Source organism: Nocardia uniformis NBRC 13702 (genome assembly GCF_001613345.1).
Lineage (GTDB): Bacteria > Actinomycetota > Actinomycetes > Mycobacteriales > Mycobacteriaceae > Nocardia > Nocardia uniformis.
On record NZ_BDCE01000076.1, the window covers coordinates 117845 to 140194 of the forward strand.

The 22350-nt window shown below is 64.9% G+C and carries 1 protein-coding gene (running past one end of the window); it reads left to right on the forward strand.

The features are described 5' to 3' along the window. On the forward strand, nt 1-22350 hold the 3' portion of the coding sequence (locus tag NU1_RS29335) for an amidohydrolase (RefSeq protein WP_067526553.1). It extends 20277 nt beyond the left edge of the window; only the last 22350 of its 42627 coding nucleotides appear in the window; its start codon lies off the left edge, out of view; its stop codon occupies nt 22348-22350.

Genomic DNA, 22350 nt, shown 5'->3' on the forward strand with positions numbered 1-22350 from the left:
CATGCGCAGAGCCCGGTGCCTGGGCCGGGAGACGGCGGACTGGACTCGGTGTCCGCGTGCATCAATCTGCTGGAGAACATCTACGGACTAACCCTCAGCGGGTTCGACGGCCTCACCCCGGAAACAGTCGGAGAGATCACCAAAGCGGTGCACACCGCGCGGACCGCGCACCCTGACCTCGACCTGCGAGCCATCCGGATCGGGTCGCTCGAATGGGGCGATGTTGTCGGATACGATTCCGGCACACTGACTATCAGTGACGCCTGCGTAACCGACCCCGCCGGGCTCAACGAGGCATGGGCCGACCTGGTCACCTACGAGGAACGGATAGGTGTACCCGACCGGCCGATCTACGGTGCGGTACTCAATGAGCTCGGTTACGGTGTGCGCGGGTTCGACGCCGAGTCGGTGCGGGGCGGCATCAGGGAGGCGCTGGCCGAACGGCACCGGGCAACAGCACCCGATGAGGACTATTCAAGCTGGGTGCAAGAGCAGTTCCCGCCCGGCAACTTTGACGACTACGGCGAACTCGACCTCGACCGCGCACTGGCGCAATCGGTCGCGGCCGTCCTGCACTCCGACATCCACCCGACCGAAGGGCAACAGGCCCTCCATGACCTGCTCAAAGCGGCCGGTGGCCTGACTCAACCTGGCTGGCTACTCGAAATGCAGGACACTGCACGGGAATTCGCCACCAATCTGGGTTCCTACGGGTTCGCTGCCGTACTGACCGGCGCGCTCGCCGCCAATCACTACCGCGCTCAACCACGCTCGACCGGTGACATCGATTTCCTGATCCGCCCGACCGGGACCGCGACTCTGACCGAACTGGTGAGCTCGCTCACCGAGGACGGCTATCAGGTCGACATCGAGTCCCGCGACGGCGAACCTTTCGTGCTGCACGTGCACGGAGACGGCGTCTCTTACGATCTGCTACCTCCGGATACGGCCTTCACCAGGCAGGCGTTCGACAACGCCGTCGACGGCCGACTGCGGGCCGAGGATCTGATCATCTTCAAACTGATGGGCGCCCGGTTCAACGACATCGACGACATCCGCTCGATTCTGGAAGGCCAGAATGCCGTTGATTTCGGCCACATCGCAACCTGGGCTGCGGAGCGAGGCGTCGAGACGGAGTGGGCGATGCTGGGCGGTGCGGAGGCCGCCCGCGACACCGAGGACCCGGGTAGTGCGCCTCAGTCGAGCCAGCCCTCTGGCGCGCCGGCGAATCAGGTTACTGACAGCGAAGTTTCGCCCCGGGGATTCGTTCCGTCGGGCGCTGCGCCGGGTGCCGCGCCCGACGGTGACAGCAGGTTCGCGCCGCAGAGTAGCTCGTGGCGGTGGTTGACCGGTGTGGATGTCACACAGAACGAGACGTGGGCAGCGAAATGGTCGGGCCGATCATTACGAGAGGTTACCCCGGAAGATCGGGAGCGGGCAGCTCGAGTCCGCGACCGGTTCAACGCTGAGCTGAGCAGACGCAAACGGGCGCTGGGCTTTTCGGAATCGGATCAGGCGCCGGCCCGGCTGTATGCGGCGGTGTGGAACGAAACACTGACCTGGCGTGACCAATGGCGGTGGACGTGGGGCGCGTCGAGTGAGGTTGCCGCTCTTCCTGGAGTCAGCAGCCACTGGCGGGATTTGGCGAGTCGGTATGAGCTGCTGCGTTCCATCCACCGGTTGGAACGAGCGCTGGAGAGCGGCGAGGTCGCGGGGCGCGAGCCGAATGCGTCACAGCTGATGTATATGCCGCAGCATGATCTGGCACAACGTGAAGCGGTGCTGCAGGCGTGGGTGCACGCCAGCGAATGGGGAAAGCAGGCCGGTGTGCCAGTGTCTTTGGCGCGCGTGGATTGGGCGTCCGGGCTGGTCGAGTTCCAGTTCGGGCGGTTGGAGGACGCCGAGAGGCTCGACGTCTACCGGATCGCGGTCGATGTGGACGAGTCCTCGCGGGCGCTGGCCGCTGCTGCCGCCGAACATTCACACGGGCCCGCACAGCGCGTATCTGTGGTTCAGATCGGTCTCGCTGTCGCACAGGAAGATTCGCGTACCGCCGCTGCCGCGGCCGCCAGTGTCGACGACCTGGTCGAGACTGCCGGAGTCACCGCGTTCGCCGAGGGCAACATTCAGTACGTCCCGATGGGTCGCGATCACCTCGACGCGATGATCGACTCGGCCAGAGCGGATCCGAGCCGAGGGACCGGTCGGCAATCACCATCGAGCGCACCGCACTGGCTGACTCGGGATAGGTACACCCCGCAGCGATGCGCATTACTGGTCTGGGGTGTCGCCTCGGCGCTGTCCGAGGATCCCCGGGGACCGCAGGCGCCTACACCCGAACAGTTCCAGGAAGCGATCCTGGGTGTCGACCTGGCCGCCGAACTGAAATCCGGATGGGTGCAGCTGCCGGAGTACGACGACCTGCTCGATTGGCTCTCCGGAGAGGAGGGCAGGTTCGCCGCCGTCGCCCACAATGGCCACACCGTGCTGCTCCGCAATGTCGACGGCCGCCCGATGATCCTCGATCCCGCCGATGTGGACGGCGTCGATGTCGACTTCGTCGCGGGCCACAACGATCCGGACACCGTCTACCGGGAGCTGTTCGACAAGTGGGGGCGTGAATTCACCGACGAGGACAAGAGGTCAGGTGCGGCACTGGCATTGCTGTTCGGTCCGGACGGGCGGCGATGGGTGGAGGCCGGCGCCACCCCCGGGACCGAACTCGCCTTCGTCAACGGGTACGTCGCCACCGACGTTCCCGGGTTGTTGCGCGGGACAACCGTCCTTGACGAGCGCGAGGCTGTTGATCTTCCGGTGCGAGGGCAAGGACGAGTTCGACCCGGTCTGCCTCAGTTCAAAGACGGACCAGGACACCGAGGGCTTCCTGGGGCTGCTGTGGGCTTCCACCACGACATGAACGGCAGGCCATGGGGCGCGGACCGCGATAGGCCAGGTGAGCCTCCGGTCCGGTCGGCTGACGGGCGGATTTGGGGTCGGCCTATCGTGCGGATGGATGAGCTCGATGGAGCGCGTGCGGATTTGGCGCGATTGCTGGCGATGGACTCCGCAGCATTGCCCACGATGCAGCTGCTGCGGCAGGCTCTTATGCCGATCCGGCAACTACTGGACGGGCTGGATGACGAAGCATTGGGAGAAATCGGCGCGACACTCGTGGCGCGGGAGCTCCGCAATTGGATCGGCCAATGGATAACCGCCACGATGGGGCTGCGTGCGGCAGGTACGGACCCCGGTCAGCGAGAGCATTGGTCAAATCAGGTGGTCCTTCTTGAACGTCACCTGCCAAGGCTGCTCGGTACACCTGAAGGTCGCCAGTGGAAACCGAGGAGGTTGGGCACTGATCCGACAGCTGAACTGCGTCAGCTGAGCGAGCAGGCCCGAACGTCAGGGCTCGTTCCCCTTATCGATGCGATAGAGAAGTTCGTGGATATGAACAATCGAGCGGAACTACAGGGGGACAATAACAACCTCACAAGCGCATTCGAAGAGCGTCACCCCTACACAGTGCTGAATGTACTTAACGATGAACTGAACCCTAGGCAAGCTGATGCATTCGCACAAATTTTCCACAAACTACTGACCCGGCATCCGATTCAGCTGTCCGAGATCGTACTTGTCCTCGATGCCGATGAAGAGGACGTGACGGCCACTGCAGCTCCGATCTTTTTCAATGGTAATGTTTCGGCGAATGCTATCAAATTCAAATTTGGACCGGGGGTAGCGGCGACTGTCCTCGATGAAGAGATACGCAGTATGGCCACTCGGATTTTTGCTCGCGCAATGATATTTTCGGGACGGTGGCGCGCTGAAGCGCATGCGATCCGCGATCTACGAAGAGCCTATAGGCAGACTGGCTTCACCGACACTGAGGCCGAGTTCAAGAATTGGACACGCACACAGTTCGACGACGAATATTTTCGCGTCGACGGTTCATTGCTGATCTACCGGGCACTTATAGACTCGTTCGAAGTGGTGGAGCGCGATGATCCGGGCGGTCGGGTGACTGTCGGTCAGCAAGTGCTACACCAAACAATGGCCGATGCGGCGCGGGAGTGGGATGGGCAAAATGAACTCGCACTCACGCGTCCGCCGACTGAAAACGAAGAGGAAGCGTGGCAGGAAAAGCGTGAATTGATCAAAAGTTTAGAGATCGAGTTCGGGTACCAGTTCATTGGTTTCGACATGTGCGATGTCGAAATCGAAACCATACAAGATTTCGCCAAAGAACTCCGACATCATCGCGCAGAGCTCGGTGATCTCGATTTGTTTAAAATCAGCATTATTCCGTTGAATGTCGGTGAAACGGCCTATGTGGAGCCCACGCCTGAGGGGATTGTGTTAAATTGGAGCGAACGATCTGCGATAAATAGAGAGCTTGCAAGACAGACCAATGAGGACGCTGTCGATAGCGGGCATTCCGATGGGCCGCGCGATGAATTTTACGGGCGGACGCTAGGTAACGAGATTGGCCACGCTGCCCAATTATATTCGCGCGGCGGTAGCAAGAATCCTGAATTTTCTATGTTTCGACGGGCAAAGGAGGACTGGGATGCAATCCTACCGCAGCTTGTTGAAGGGTACTTCAAAAACTACAACAACGTACCAGAACGCTTGGACGACTTCGAGTGGCACCTTTATTCGCTGTTGGGTGAATTAGGTCGCTACAGCTACAAACTGCCCAACGGTAGGTTTATTAAGAATGACGAGGACAAAAAGCTAGCCAATCTCGATCTCCCGGAAGCATTCGCCGAAGCCTTCACCGCAGCGCGGTGGGGACAGGCAACCGAATTGCAGCGGATCATGGCTGCTCACCTGACGTTGGAGGCGAAAGCCGAGGTTGAACGTAGACGCCGGGCCGCGGACGGTCCGCCTGGACAAGGGGCGCTGACACCACCGTCAACAGATCGTCAAACGCAGCACGGCCCACGGCCAAAGCTGGGATCACGCGCCATCGATGGATCCACCGGACCGGAAACGCGTCAGCCCCATCCGGAGACGGCCAAGCCAGCGAGCATTCCCCCGGGACGCGAGGCGCCGAGTGAGCGGCCTTCGACTGACACGCTGCGCGACCAGGTCACCACCGTGGCTGCCGGGCAGGGCCCGGGCCGATCCCGCGGCCATTTAGGTACTGCGCCAGCAGGTCTTGCCGAATTGCGTGCTGCGCTGTGCGCCAACCTGACCGCCGCGTCGCTCGATCCGGAGGAAGTGCTGGACAATGCGACGTCAACGCAGATGCTGGATGCTCTCCGCGCGCTCACCGACGACCAGCGGATCGTGCTGCAAGGCCTGCGAGTAGGGCGAACGACAGCCGAAATCGCGGTAGAGCACCGCCGTAGCGACAAAGCGATTACCGACATCGCGGACCAAGCGATCGCCCGCGTCGTCACGGTAATCGCGAACGCCCAGCAGGATTCGGATCCGTTACCCCGAGCAATGGCCGAGGTGACGCCTTGGCAGCTACAGAACGCGCTCGACCAGATCGGGACGCAACAGCGGCGGGTCGTCGTCGGTCTGTTCCGGAACCGAGAGTCGCCCGCCGCCATAGCGAGAGCGCTGGGGCTGGACGAGTCCACGATCATGCTCATAGCGCAGGGCGCCGTTCGACGGATGGCCGTTCACGTTGCTGCTGAGCAGCATGAGAACGTTCGGCTCGTTCGTGCAGAGCCAACCGAACAGGTACGGCACGACACCGTGTTCGCCCCTCCGCCCGATGCGAGCCTATTCCTGATGCACGTTCTACGGCGGTTGGACGAGTTGCACCTGGACCAGCCCATCCACCGGATCACGGATTCCGCCGACGCCGACCCAGCTCCCGGAAAGCGGAAGGCAGCAAAGCAAGTCATCCACAGGTTGACCGGCCATCAGATCGACCTACTGCGTCTGCTCGCCGCAGGCATGACGAACCCGGAAATCGCCGTGTATCTCGGCATTTCCGTATACGCGGTGCAGGAGCGCATATACGGCATCGCTCGCGAGTTGGGCACCTCGGGTGCCCGGAAGGGGTTAGTGGAGACGGCGCGGCACCGCGGCATCATCGGCAACGGGTCCGACTTGGTGCCCTTGGACCGCCACACACAGACCGAGCCTTCAGACGATTCGAATGGGCCGACGACGTCTCCAACTCTGACGAAATCGCCGGCTCCCGCGGGTCTGTCGGAACGTGAATTTCAGGTGCTCACATTGGCGGTTCAAGGATTGTCGAACTCGGGCATCGGGCAGAGACTGGAAATCACGCCACATACCGTCGAGCACTATTTAACTCGCGCGGGCCACAAACTCGGCACTCGTGGGCGGGCCTCAACGGTAGCGGAGGCAGCGCGACGGGGAATCGCCGCCGAATCCGAACCGTCGGATCCGTCGACACCCCGCCGATCGGCGATGTCGACGGCAGGCGTGATAACACCCAAGACATACCCTGGCACAGCGGACGACGTGCTGGATTCCGCCCCCAGCCGCGCCGCGCGCAGCGACGGAATCGCCCTGCCGAGCATGCCTTTCGCCCAAAGAGGACTTCCGCCTGAGGGTCCGACAGCATTCCACACCCCACCGGGCCGTGAACCCGGTACGAGCCGGGACGACTCCCGTTCCGCCACCGTCGATCCAACACGAAACATGGTGGTACCAGGACACGGAGCGGACCTCCGTCCACCCACTGACCACCGGGTCGATCATGCCGAGGTATCCGAATTCGATGAAACCGGACAGGATTTCGGCCCGGCCGGGAGCGCAGCGGTACATGGGCCCCCCGGCCCGGAGCACACCGGACTCGACCAGGTACCGGCGACGTCCCGACAGGACTCGTCCTCCGGTGCGGATCGAACGGGGGATTCCGGTTTGGCGCATGTCAGACAGCGCGCGGAGGCAAATCTCGGCGAGCTCCGACGCAATCGAGATCTCGCCTCCCGGCTGCTGGGTTTGGACACCACAGCAAATGACAACGCATTGTTGCGCGAAATCGCGGCAACACATCCGTTCGACGATTCCTACGCATACCGCACCGGCCCCCGCGGCAAGGAACTCATCGGCGACATCGAAAGACATCTGATCGCCGAAGACCAAGTCCACCGTCTCAATGGTGCTGCCAGAGACCTACTGCATGCCCAGGTATTCGTGGCGCTCTTCGGCGGAAACGCAAACGCGGAAGCTACCCGAGTAGCGGAAATGCTGCAGACAATCCGGAAGAGTCCGGACGTGCTCGGCGGCGCCGCTGCCACGTCCGTTCCCTACGACGACCGCGCGGCAGCGGCCCGCGTCGTCAACGATCTGTACCGAGCGGAGGTGATATCGCATTCCGATCGACCAAGCGCCTCGGGCAAGCTCAGCGAAGCCGACTTGGAAGCAGGGTCGCGAGGCACATTCACACAACCGATCACTCTGGGCCGCATCGGCGCCATACTCGCACTGTTCGGGGATGACGCTTCGGTTGTTGTCGACGGCGGTGGCGAGCATGCGCGGCCATTCGTCCTGTACCGCTACGACGACAAGGTCGTACGGATCGACCCTGGCGCGGACATCGTCGTGGATCGGTTCCTGCCCGACAATGACGCACCGTCCGCGCGGGCCCTGTTCTTCGACGGCACTGGAAACCCGGTACCCACACAAATATTGGACTGGATCAACACCACCTACGACATCGAGTATCCGTTCCGGTTGGCCGCGGATCCCGGGGTGTCCGGTGATAGGGAAGTCGCTCCCGGAATCTGGGGAGAATTCGGAGCGGCAGGCGTAATGATCAGACACGTCGACAGTTCCGGTACCGCCAGATTATTGGTCGTGAAATCTGCGCAGGGCTATTCCCAGGGGAATTTGCAACTGCCCGGTGGCGCTCTGCATTCGAAGGAATCTCCCGGTCAGGGCGCCACCCGTGAACTCATCGAAGAACTCGGCGTGCGCGAGGCCGAGGTGCGGGAACTGCGACTGGTCGACACATGGGTCAATCGCGCACGCCAGCGCAGAGCCCGAGATTGGACCTACACCATCTTGCTCGCCGATGCGCCCCGCCAATTCGACCTACATGCCGATGGCATTGAGACCGAGTATGCCGCGTGGCTGACCCGTGACCAGCTGGCGGCTGAGGCCGCCAACGGCGGAGTCCATTCCGCGCTCGCCGCGGACATACCCGCTCTCCTCGAACTCCTGGATTCCCGACCACCTGAGCAGTCGTGGAGTCCACTTGCCGCATTCCGAGCGGTGCCCGAGATCCGGGATAACTACCGCTATAACGCGGAACAAGTGCGACGATCCCATCCCGGCTTGGATGAGCGCCTCATTCCCGGGTACGTCGCGATCTACAGCTACACCACCAACGCTTACTTCGACGAGATGAATGCGGCACTCCGCTCCGGGGATCCCGCGCGAATCAGCGCCTATTTCCACCTGGTACAAGCCATCACTTACGCGCTCGGAACACTTCCCGTGTACAGCGGTGTGGTGAAACGGCAAATATACGTATCGCCCGGCGGGATCATCCGCTTGCTGAAGAAGTACCGGGAATTGGAGGTGATTACGGAACCTGCGTTCGTCAGCGCCAGCAAGGACAACGTCGCCTTTCCGTACGAAAACGTGGAATTCATCATCCACTCCGCGACCGGCCGAGACATCTCCAGCATTTCTTCGGCTCCGAAGGAAAACGAAGTGCTGTTTCCCCCGGGCACTCATTTCCAGGTCCTGCGGCGCCCGACCCGGAAAAATAGGGCGTGGGTTATCGAACTGATGGAGGTCAACTCCGCGAACTCGGCCGCGACCAGACCTGCAATCGATCGGGGCGCACCCGACGGCCAGCCTCACCAACCCACCTCGACCCACCAGGTCGACACCAAGTCGGTGTCCAAAAGGTTCGCCTCCGACGAGGAGGCCCGCCCGGGTGCGGCGAACCCGTCCTCGAACACAATCGCCAGTCACACGATCCTCGACGATCACCCCCTGGACGACGGCATCCACCTGAAAGCGCCCAGCCGCAGCGAAATTCGCCAACTCGGTGAGGTGCAGGCCCAGGGCGGTGGATGGACACGCCGCCCGGCCGATCAGCACGCCGAAACACCTTTGAACACGACTCCGTGGAGCCGGACCGACCCCCACTCGGCCGAGGACGCGATACCGCTGTCCCCCAACGAGACCGCAGCCGCACCCGATACGGATCCGCACCGGCCCGGCCCAACCCCTCAACCCGACACCGAGGATGTATCCGGCGCCCTCATCGCGCACACAGCCAAGGGAATGCCTGGCATACACAAGGATTCGGTGGCTGGGCTGGTGACGCGCGCCAGTACGGACGGCGGCCCCGATGCCCTGGTGCTTCGGGCGGTGGAGGCCCGCGGACCCTCGCATCTCGAACTGAGCAGCGCCGTGCGCAGTCCGTTCGTCATCGAGTTCGAGGCCGCAGGCCTCACCATGCGGGTGCGGATCGTCTACCGCGTCCACGACGACGGGCGGGTGCACGTCGTGATCGCCCACCGCGATCCGGATGTCGACAATCCGGGCTTCGACCGGGCGCGCGCCATGATCGACGCGGCCTTGCTCAGCCGATTCCCGGATCGCGCAATGCAGATCTCCGAGAATTTCGAGACCCGTGCCGCCCATCTCGAACGCGTACTCGGACCGCAGTCCACCGACCCGGCCGAACCGATAGATCAACCCGAGCGCCGAGAACTTGTCGTGCGCAATCACCCCGCCCGCCCCGGTGAGCACTATGCGCACTCTCGAGCTGCGGCCGAGGCGTGGGACTGGATGGCCCGGCAACTGTCCGGCTGGCCCGCCACGCGGCTCGATGACGCCGGTCTGGCCCTGGCCGATGTGGTGGAGCACGCGTTGCGCGATACCGGTGACGACGTCCGAGTGGTACTTGAGGTCATCGGAAAGCCGGGAGCCCGCCGACTTCGCATCGGTGTGCACGACAGGGGAACCGATCTGCCGCCCGACTACGTACTGGAGGACCCGGTACACGGTCGCCTCGACGTGCGGCTCGCCGACAACGCCTCGGACTGGAGCCGAGAGGTATCCTTCGACGTAGTCGAGACACCCCCGCTACCGCAGTGGCTGACCGAGGCGCTCGCCCCGATCCGCCATGTGTCGCTGAGCGCCGACGGTGAGCACGCGATCGCGGTCCGCTTCCGGGACTTCGCGAAATTCGCCAAGGCCCTCGCCCCGTTCTGGCCCACGCAAGCCCCTCTTCATGTCGCCCAGGACACGATCGACCACCAGTTGCGCCACACCGGGCGAAGGAATCACAGTCGCCTCTATGCCGGCCAGAGCAACGTCGAACCGGCGTACGTCGTCGTGAGTTCCGGTGACGAATCGATCGAGCTGTCGATCTACCCGTTCTGGGACCAGGACGCCCGCGACGCCCTGCGCCGGTTGGACCTCACCGGGCGCGGGGATGGGATTGTTCCGCTCGCCGACTTCACCCACGCGATCATCGAGCGGCGTGGCGAAAGGTTCGCATCGGACAAGGAGGCCCGCGCTTTCGGGGAGCAGCACGAGGACGACCCCCTGGGCAGGGACGATCCCGGCGAACCGAATGATTCGGCAGTGCCGGAACAGCGTGGCAGCGTCGATGCTCGACATTCGGCATCCCAGGACGAATCCACCGATGCGGCACCCGATACGTCCGGCTTCCCTGTCGGCCGAGTCGCTCATGGCGATGCAGACAGCGGCGCGAGATCCACCGAGGAGTTCGCAGCGCGCCCCACCAAAGCCGAACGCTCCGGGCCGCCCGAGCATCCGGGGCAAGCTCACGTTCCCGCCGTCTACCCGGGCGAACAAGCCGGTCGCTCGGCCGCCGACGTTGCTCCCCGTCATGAATCCAGCACGGTGCGGGCGGAAGCGACAACAGCAGCCGAATGGGCGCGGCTGGCAGCGCTGGCCGAGGATCGGATCCGAATCGCCGATCACCGGCTGGCAGAAGTCGAGGCGCAACTGGTTGCGGCGCCACCGGATACGCCGATGCGGGCTGCGGATACGGGGCTGCTCGACGGGATCGATATCGGCTTGCTGAACCTGGTGTGGGAGGGGATCAGTGCTGAACTCGTACGCGCCGGGGCCGCTGCCGACAATGTCGATCCGTACCGTACATCTGATTCAGCCGCGGCCTTCGATCATTACCGGAAGTTGCAGCACATGCAGGCACGGCTGGACGATCTGATCGGCTTCGTACAGCAACCGGACCAGGCCGTCCCCGTCCTACGACTCGAGCTGCTGATCAAGTACTTCGACGCAACTAGTGACTGGTTCGAAATCTCGGCCGTCAGGTCGGCGACCGGCCGGGAGCCCGCCCCGCCCGCAGCACCCGATGTTCCGCGCCGCAAGCAGCAGCTCCGCCCGTTCACGGGCGGCCCGGGCACGGCTGGTCTTCATCCCGGTGCGGTGGCCTTCCACCACAACAACGAAGACCCCACCGACCCACGCCTGCGGCAGGCCCCGCAACCGGACAGGCGCACCGAGGACAACACCACTCGTGCAGGGACCACTGCGCCAACACCCGAACGAGCCGAGCCGACCGAATCCGACCAAGTCGATCCCACCTACCGGTCCATCGACACGGCAGGTCCAGCCGAGACGGCAACGAAGGGGATACCCGAGCTGACCGAGCTGCGGGACGCCGCCGCGGCGCAGCAACGGCAGGCGGAGTTGGCGCGACTCGACGCCGAGATCGCCGCACTGGTGGAGCTGCGGGACGCGGCTCGCCACTCCGCGAAGGTCGCGGAGGTGCGTGCCCGGATCGAGGCTCGGCTGTATCCGCTCGCCCGATCATTGCGAATTCATGATCCCGATCGACTGCTGCCCGACGCCTGGGAGCAGACCATTGCGGCGTTGCGTAAGCAGACATACGGCTACCGGGCACAGCTGGCGGCGGGACTGCGCCTGTACGATCCGGCGGATCTGGATGGTGCGGTGGTTCCCGAGGCGCTGGAATCGCACTACGAGTTCATCCTCGATTCCGAGCGCGCCCTCGGTGAGCTACTGAGTCTGCGCGAACCGCATCATCGTGTGGTCGTGGCGGAGGACTATGCGGCCGCCGATCGATTGGACATCCTGCTCGCCCAGTACGTGGCTGACCGCGAGCACGCCGACGCAGACCGCGCAGGTACCGAGCACGAGACGAAACAGGGGCCGACGGACCCCCGAGTCCAGATGTACAGCGCTGCCACCGAGGCCGGTGTGGACCGACACCGGCTCGTGGTCACGGCAGGACCCGGACGACACTCCCGCGTTCTCCTACAGCTGGACCTGGATCGGCCCGGATGGCGTGAGACACTGGCGGACACCGACTTCGAGACCATCCGCCGCGAGGTCACGGTGGACGACGACGGCCGGGTGGCCGTCCGCATCGTGGGGCCTGAGGACACCGGGTCACAGCCACGCCGACAAACAGAAGTTGCTACCCGGAACCCGGACCTGGCAAGTGCGCAAGGACTGGTCGACCCGCTGTACGGTACTGCGCTGTCCGATCTTGTGACACAGCACACGCACGCGCTTGTCGAACTGAACAGCCTTCCGGTGGATCGGTCCTCCCTCAGACAGGAAGCCGAGGATCGGCTCGTCGGGTTGGAGCACGCGATAAGAGAGAGCGACCCTCAGGGACTTCTCCTGGCGCATGTGGCCGCCGTTCATGCCCGCAGCCGGTGGGAAATGGAACTGACCGAACTGGCGCAGCATCTCGGTCTGCGACCGGAGTACTTGATCGGCGCCGAGTACACCACCTTTATCGAGTCCCCCATCGCCAGCCGCGTCGACCTAACTCGCGATGACGACAGGGCCCAGCTCCGACGGGCGACAGAGGAGTACAACAGAGCGCGCATCCAGGCCAACCGGATCGCCGCCGTTATGGACGCCGAGGAGGCACACCAGCTCGACAACGCAGACGGCCGGTCCGGGTCCCCGGCCGACTCCCCGCGTGCGGAGCCGGACCCAGCCCGTCAGGTACCCCCCGGCACCGAACGACCCATGACGACTCTCGTCGATCCCGCCATCCACCGGCACGCATTGCGGCAGGCATTCCTGGTCAACGCCTCGAGCAATCGCAGGGCGCAACGAGCGCGAAACGAACTGATCGTGTTGGCCGAGTCGCTGGGCGTTCGCGATCCCCGCCACGTGAGGCTCGATCAGTGGGATCTGGTGCTGGACGAACTCACCGAGGACACCGCACGGTCACGTAACCGGCTCGCGGTCGCGTTGACCATCGACGCGACGGACCTCGAACGCGCGCGAATCCCGGACGCGCACACGGATCTGCGCGAACGCCGTGACCAGATATTGCAGCGCGAATCGGCGACAGCGCTGCTGCGCACTCAGGTGGCGGAGTATCGCCGTACCGATGCGGCGGCACGCATCTCCGCCGCCGAGCTCGACGATGCGGTCTCCCGCGTTGTCACCGAGGATCGGGTGCGGCGCTGGGGTGTTCAGCGCCTGACCAACCACCTGATGTATTTCCCTGCTTTTTCCCGGATCGTTGTCGTAGCGGCACCAGGGCGGCATATCCGCGCGCTCAACGAACTGACGCTAAAGCACCCGCACAGCCAGTTCTCCGGGGCACTCTGGCGCCGTGATCTGAACATCGACTATAGGGTGGCGCGCACGGATCGGTCCGGGCAGATCAGTACCGTCGCGATCGATGCCAAGAGTGCTGAAGGGCCGTATGCCAAGCCGAACGAGAATCGCGTGGCGGCCGCGCTCCTGAGCGAACACCTTCGGGACTTCCACACAGATCCGGCAACCAGGCCGAGCTTCGAGGAATGGCTGGAAGATCTGGGCCCGGATGCCTTCCACGAGCGCGGGAAGATGCATCGGCTCCGTAAACGCGGGGAGCAGCATCAGCTGCTGGGGGAGGTGCTGCGGCTCGAGCACACACACCGGGTAGATCGCACGGCAACGCAGGGACCCCGCCGGGTCCTGCACGACCTCGAGACCCGGCGACTACCGGTAGCCGAGCCGGCCCCCGGCCGGGCCGACGATGCCACTCCGTCCGACATCCGGATCGCCGGCAAACGAGGCATCGACTGGAAGGACGTCGGGTTCACCTGGAATGGCCTGCCTCTGCAAGTAACGCTGCACCGGGGTCCGGACGACCGGGTCGGCCCGAATCGCAAGCGTCGCAAGAACAATACGAGCTGGCATATCTCCCCGGCTCGCGGCGACGGCAGCACACACGACGTAATAGCGCAGTATGCGGCGGGCGCCCTGATCAGTGAGGCAGATTCGGCCGCGGCGGTGGGGAAGCAGATCCGGAAACTGCTCAACGACAGGACATCCCCGGCATCTGAGAGCACGCCGCGATCGGATATATGGATGCTGATCGGGGACTCGAAATATTCGGATCGGCCTGGTCTCGACACAGATCCGTACCAGCGCCCAAGGGAACTCAGCAACGAGTCGGACGATTCGACTCGAGTCATACCACCCGATTCGGCTGAACAGACCGGCCGCGTCGCCGCGGCGGTGCGACAGGTCGACGAGACGTACGCGCACACCGACGAGGTCTGGGCCGAGCTGCAGTCCGCCGCGGAGGAACTCGACATACCCAACCCTGAGCAACTGACATTGCCCGAGCAATGGAGCCCGACGCTGGACCGGCTACGCGCCGACGCGGCCCGGGACCGCACACAGCTGGCGGACGGCCTCCGTGTTCGCCCCGAACAGCTGGAACTGGCGACGCTGCCCCGCGATGCCGCATACCGGGACGTTGAATCCCGCCGAGCCACGATCCTGCGGCGCGAAGCCCAGATCGCGGAGCTGAACCGCCTCGTCGACCGGTTCCGTGCGGCCCATTCCGCGTACTACAACGCCGAAATCCATACGGATGATCTCACTTCACAACAGGTGGTCGCGGACACGGTCCGCCGTACCGGCGGAACTCCGCTCGGCACACACATCGTGGCGTACCTGGATGAGTACCCGCTCCGCCTGACCGTGGTGGCGCGCGATAAGCACCACCTGCGAGCGGTCGAAGCACTCCCAGGTCCGCCCCATCCTCTCGCCTGGCGCGATGCGACCTTCGAGTATCTGCTAGTCGACGCCGAGCCTGACGGACGCGTGCGTACCAGGCCGATCAGCGCCGAGTCCGCAGAGGGAGCCCACCGCAAACCGAGCCCCGAACAGGTGGCGGGCGAAATGCTACGAACCTACTTCGAATTGCGCACCAAGGGCGACACGAGCTCGCTCGACGCATGGTTGAGGCGCCTGGGTGACGGCGCATTCCGGGTGGATGAAGTATCGGGTCCGCGCCTGCGCGACGAGCTGTTCACACTGAATCTGGAACTGGACGGCATCCTGCCGGAGATGGCCGACGCGGAGCACGGTGAGCCGGTCGAGTCTCTGTTCCGACTGGCCAATCGTCAAGTGGCCCTTCCGCCGCCGCAGCCTGGTCCACCCCCGTATGACAGGTTCATCCGGCACAGAAGGGTTATCGCTGGGCTGCCGATAACCGTGGCTTTCAGCATGGACGCGCGCGGGCTGTGGCGCGTGGTACCGCCGGACGGTATCGGCAGCCCGGGAGACATCCTTGCCGAATACCTCGGCGCGGTCACCAGCGCTGTCCCGCAAGGATCGGGCATGGATCGAGTATGGGAGCAGATCCAGGCCGTCTTGTCCGGGGGCACCGTTCCCGGTGTGCTGGGTCGCCCGGGCCTCCCGCCGCGCCAAGAAGCAGAGAACGAGCTGCGTGATCTCGTCACCCGACGCCGGACGGCAACATCTGAGCTGCAGGACGGGCGCCGAAAGGGCGATCGGCTGGCCATCGAGGCCCTCGCTTTGGAGATCGAACAGATCGATCGCGCCATTGCCGCCCAGTCCGATTCCACGCCGGAACCGGACCTATCGTGGATCCGCTCCCCAGCATCGGTCGGCCTCGACGCGCTCCGGCTGGAGCACATTGCCGCCGTCGACGCGTGGTACGCGGCACGAGACGTCCGCGACGCCTGGATACAGACGGTGAACTCCGATCCGGCGGCGCCGAATATCAGCCCCGATGAACTGCAGCCCGCCAACTACGAGGCCACCCTGACACAGCTGGAATCCGACTCCGGCTCTGATGAACGCCGACACCGCATAGCCGGGCTTCGACAGGCCGTCGAGGATGTCCATCTCGCTCGAGCCCGCAGAGACCGTCTTGTCGGTCCGCTCGACCGGCTAATAGCCAACGGAGTACCTGCCCGCACCGACATCTTCAGCGAGGCAAACCCCCTCGACCCGCACTTCCCCCAGCGCCGCCGCGGAGCCAATGCAAACCGGCAGCAGGACCTGCCGGGAATGATCGTCCACCACCACGACGACAACCGCGGCAACAACGACGACCCACGCGACCCACGCCTGTGGGACGAGCCGGCCCCCAAGGCCACGCCCCCCGGAGAACACGACTCCACGATCCGTGGGGAAGCGTCTACTCGGGAAGTCGAGCACCAGCAGCAGGTGCCCGCTCCGGAGGAGGGCGAGAGCCTGCATGATTGGGCGGATCGGGTCGGTCCACTCGCCGGGCTGGCAGACGTTTCCACGCCTCTGGACGACCAGTACATCCAGGATTGGCTGACCGAGCACGACGAGCAAATACGGGCGTGGCGCCGCCACATTCACCATCATCCGGAAGCATCCGGAAACGAGTACGGCACCGCTCGATACGTTTTCGAGGTCCTGCGCGAGGCCGGGATGAACCCGGAGTTGGTCCTCTTGAACAAAGACAACACGGACGGGCGGGGCGTGATCTGCGATTTCGGCCCGGACAACGGGGAGCGCATCGCACTGCGTGCGGATATGGATGCGCTGAAACTGGAGGTCGACGGCGTATATCAGATATTGCACGCCTGCGGTCACGATGCCCATACGGCCATGGTGCTGGCTGCCGGGCAGGCGCTGGCATCGAACCCGGACAGGCTGGAAGAGCTGGGAGTCGGGGTGCGGCTGGTTTTCCAGCCCGCCGAAGAGTCGGCCGAAGGCGCCAAGGAAATGGTGCAAGCCGGCCTGCTGGATGGGATCGTCCGGGCGTTCGCGCTGCATTGTGACCCACGCGTGAAAGTGGGCGAATTCGGTGTGGTCGTCGGTCCGATGAACGCCTCCGCCGACACACTGACTATCGACTTCGAGGGCGAACCCACGGGGTATTCGTCGATGAACGCCGCCGCCGACCGACTCGCGGTCGACTTCAAGGGACCGGGCGGACACACAGCGCATCCGGAGGAGACAGCAGATCTGATCCGCGCGATGAGCGAGTTCACCGCCACCCTGGATGTCCTGCTGACGGGGCATATCGGTGCGGACGGCGCGATCGAGACGGCATTCGGACAGTTCCGCGCCGGTGAGAGGTTCAATGCGATCCCTGATTCCGGCCGGGTCGAGGGGTTAATACGCCGAGCAACGGTCAAGTATCCGATTGTTCACAAGTTCCTGCACCAACGACTTCGTGAGCTGAAGGAACGGTTCGACGGGCTGACATACACGCTGGATCATGAGCCTGATGTGGCCCCCGAGGACCAGAGTGGGCATGCGGGACGGCCGGACGGGGCTGTGGACCTGGTCCGCGCGATCAGCGTGCTTGCCCACAATCTGGACGACTCGGTCACCGAACGATTCGGACCCGGAACGAGCGTCACGGTATTCGGCAAGGCCGACGGCGGATACGGCGACAACGCGAGCCACGGCGCCGGCACTCTCGTCGGAACAGTCCGTCGCGCGGGAGTCGACAACCTGGACGTCCAGCAATTCCTGAACGAACGACTCACCGACCTGAAGGAACAGTTCCCCGGACTGAAAACCCAACTGCACCTCGAGGAGCTGGTACCGACGGTCGTCAACGACCCCGAATCCATACTCCTGTTCATGAAGGCCATAGCCTTCCTCGGACCGGAAGCCGTAGCAGCCATTCTGATGTCCATGGGTGGCGACGACTTCGCACACTTCCTCGAGCGCGCACCGAAGAACGGCGCCTATATCAACGTCGGCATATGGTCCGGCGAAGGTGACAAGTACAGCCTTCACCAACCACCACTGGGACTCGACGAACACGCACTCGACGAACGCGCACTCGCCTACGGCGCACGCGCCCTCGCCGGCACCGTACTCGCCGTCGGCACAGCAGCAACCCGGTCCGGCACCTCGAACTCCGACCGCATCGGTAGCAGCCCCACTGATGATCGGGGCACTTCCGCACCCGGCAGAGCTCAGGCGAACATGGTGGTCGAATTCGACGGCGCGGGCAAACCGGTTCGCCCCATCGACAACTTCCCGTCCGATCCGGAAGCCCGGCCCGCCTACAACATCGGTGCCGACGAGGCTGTCGCCCCGGGATCGCCGAGCGCCGATCCGAATATCGCCGCTACCCTGGCCGGGCTATCAGCAGTGCTGGGGGCCCGCGGTCACATCTCGGTCGGCGATATGCTCGACGGCCCCGGCACGCAGGCATCCCAGTTGACCGGTCCCGGAACGGATTTCACGGTGCGGGTGGAGAGCGTGGATATGCACCACGCTGTCGGGCCGGTCGACGCGCTGTCGGTGACCCTGGCGCTCGACCTCACAGGCGGCGGTTCGGGCCGCGTCACACTGGAATTCACTCGCGACGCCAACGGCACCACCATGCGCTACCGGGACCTCGACCTGGGATACGCCGGTGTCGACACCAAAGATCCGGCCTTCCAGCCGGGCTCGGATCCCGTCCGGATCGCTGCCGCCTTCGTCGAAATGCACGAGTCGGTGATCCTGCCGTGGCTCGGCCGGTCCGGCACCGCATTCGTGGGGCACCCCGGGCACTCTGCGGAAACCACCGTGGGCGAGGAGGTCACGGATACCGCACGCCCCGACGACCTGCACGAGCACGACCGGGTCAAGGATGAACGCCGGGAGCAGGCGACGGTCGGGCGGCACTGGCTGCGGGATCAGCTCGCGGCGATCGGCTGGAGTGCCGCCGACGACGTCCGCCTCCAGATGGCGTGGCTGGCGACCAGCGAGGCGGTCGCGAACTCGTTGGAGCACAGCACCGGTCCGGTCCGGATCACGCTGCGGGTGCTGCCCGGCACCGGCCACCTGGTGGTGCAGAGCTTCGACAACGTCATCGATCATCCGCCGAGCGGCCCGATCCGCGAGGCCGCCAATCTTATGGTGGACCGGGTAGCGGCGGCCGAGGAGCGACGCCTGGCGGAGCAGGCCACGAAACAAGCCGCCGAGACCGAGCCGGAAGTGCTGCCGGACGATTCGCTCGATGCGCTGCTGGCGAACCTCGATGAGGGCGCGTTCGACGGGGCGGACCTGGCTGATCCGGGTGCGGCGGTCGCCGAGGCCGATCCGACTTCGGAGGCCGCGCAGCAGGATGCTGCGGCCAACAGCGAACGCGGCCGCGGCATCAAGATCCTGCACACCGAGACCGACGCCTGGGACTACGCACCTCTGGCCGACGGCAGCGGCAAAGCGATCTGGTTCATCATGTCGATCGCGGACACCGATCCAGGTCCCGGCACCGACCCGGATCCGGCGCAACCGACAGATCCGACGCCCCATCCCGCCCCGGCCGAAGGCTCTCTCATCAGCCGGTTGCTGCCGGAGCTGCACACCGCCGAGATCGTCGGCGACGACCCGGATGCCGCCCTGCTGCCGGGAGAACAGGCCCTGACGGGTGCGAAGTCCGCGGTGACGGCGCGTGTCAACGGCCGTACGGCCGCGCGACGAGCACTGGAAAGCCTTGGCTACGGGCCGGTTCCGATTCCGACGGGGGAGCGCGGCGCCCCGGTCTGGCCGGACGGCGTGGTCGGCAGTATCACCCACAAGGAGGGCTACTACGCGGCGGTGGTCGCCGATGCGGCGCAGGTGCTCGCGGTCGGTATCGATGCCGAGGACAATCTCGGGCTGGCCCCCACCACGATCGGAATCGCTGCCCGCCCCGAGGAACTGCTGTGGCTGCACGAGGCCACGACCTGGAACGGTGGCCAGCGCACCGGTGTCGCCCTGGACCGGCTGCTGTTCTCTGCGAAAGAAGCTGTGTACAAGGCCTGGTTCGCCCTCACCGGGGACCACACGATCGGCTTCCAGGACGCCCACATCAGCTTCGATTTCGAGAACGGGACGCTGCACGCCAAGCTGTTCCGCGACCTGCCGCTGCCGGACGGCCGAGTCGTCACCGAAGTGTCCGGACGGTTCCTGTACAGCGACGACTTCCTGCTCACCACCGTCGTCATCCCGAACGAAACCGCCGAGGCCGCAGCGGATTCCGATGCCACTCGCAGCGCCGTCAGCACGACCGAAGCAGCGCATGCCCGCGCCCGCGCGGCGTACGCGCAGGTGCGTTACGCGCTGAAATGGCTGCTGCTGCACGAAGCCTTCGGCACGCACGGCATCACCGAATTCACGGCGCTGCCGGACAAGCCGGGCCGGGCGACGCTGCTCGCGAATACCGTCCTCGACACCCATCCGCAGACCACGGCCGGCAACCCGGTGCTGAGCGCACTTCGGGCGGCGCTGGATACAGTGATGCCGCAGGGCGAGCCCGCCGCCGCGGACTTCTCGGTTCTGGTCGCGACCGAAGGGGATGGGCCGGGGGAACTGTCGCTGCCGTTCCTCGAGTACCTGCTCTACCGCGACCACGGCGCGCCGTTCAACGCCGATCCCGGCAGCGTCCAGGCGATCACCGAGCTACTGCACCCCGACCGCCTGCGTGCGCTGGCGCAGAGCGTGCCGCCGCCCTCGGATGTGCAGCCGCTGCTCGATCTTGCCGAGCAGTTGACCCGACTCGCTGCCGTCTCGGAGACCTTCGCGCAGTTGGCGCAACCGGCGGCACAGCAGCAGTGGCAGTGGTCCGAACTGGAGCCCTACGACCGGAAGTGGCGTATCTCGGGCGCACGGGAGCTGCCGCCTGTCCACCTGGATATGACCCGCGCCCTCGCCGGCACCGTACTCGCGACCGGCACAGCGACAACTGCCCGTGACGCCCAGAACCCCGACCACGAGAACAAACCGCACCCGTTACACACGATCACCGGCCCCCCGGACGAGCATCGCGGTGACGGGTCGGCGCGGACACCGTGGAGTCGCGCTCGAGGCGCGAAGAAACCACAGCCGGGCCTCTCCGAGGATTCGCCCGACGTCACCGACCGCGAGGGCATCCTCTCCGCCCGCGACCCCCACCCCGAAAACATCTCGCACCGGCCACGGTCCACCGGGAGAATCCCACCGGGCACCGCTCATGTGGACCGACAGGCACCAAAGCGCGCCAGAAAACCGGAGCCCGCCGACACCCGGTCCGTGGTCGGCGAGACGCCCGGCACCACACCATGGTCCGGACACCCGATCCGGTCAGAGGAACGCGCCGACGCGCCCCAGCCGACCAGCGCTGGATCGCCATACTCCTCCATCGAGGAGCACACGCCCCCCGATGGTCGCGGCCGGTCCGAAGTATCCGCAGAAGAGGCCCGCCAGCTTTATGAACAGGTCCGGGATCGGGAGCCGGATGCCGCCGGAACCGGGAACCGGGTGAACATTGTCGATACGACCGCCGGCCCGGCGGTGGTCAGGCGTGGATTGGACCAGCCGAGGGTTACCATGCTGAAGAAGTGGATGCCGGAGAACGCGGCCATTGCCTACGCCCGCGAGTGCGGTGTACGAACACCCAGGATCCTCCATTCCGGTACGGACCCGTCGACCGGCCGGGAATTCACGATCATGCAGTACGTGCCCGGTGAAACACGGGGCTTCAACGATCCTGAGATGATGAACTGGTTGCCCGATCTCCTGGATCAGGTCCAGTTGATGTCCTCCCGCCCTCTACCGCGGGGAATGAACCTCGATATTCCCGAGTGGCAGCAGCAGATGATCCGGCACGCCGACGACGCCTATCGCAACCTGCCACCGGAGCGACGCTCCAGGCTGGAGCAACTCGGAATCGGGCCACTGTCGGACTATGTCCAGCCCGACCTCAGCCGCTCGGGCGAGCCGACTGTCTTCGCTCACAACGACCTCTATCCCTCCAACCTCCGGCTCGACGACCAAGGGAAACTCTGGATCCTCGACTGGGAAATCGCCGGGCCCGGCGATCCGCTCTTCAACGCGGGATTCTTCCTCGAACGTATGGGCGGCCAAATTGACGATGCGACCCGCGCCCAGGCCACCGACATGTGGCTCGATCGGGTATCGCCGGCGAACTCTCCGGTCGACACCGGTTCAGCCCTCAGCATGTACCGCACGATGGAGGACTGGCGCGGAATAACGATGACCTCAGAGAACGGGCCCCGCCTTCTATCCGAAGACCCGAACCGCCTCGAAGGCTGGGTCGACTGGTACGACACACGTTTCTCCCGCAACACCGAACCCTGGCCCGATATCCCGAAAGACGAACTACGGACCATACTCCGCGGATGGGCCGAATAA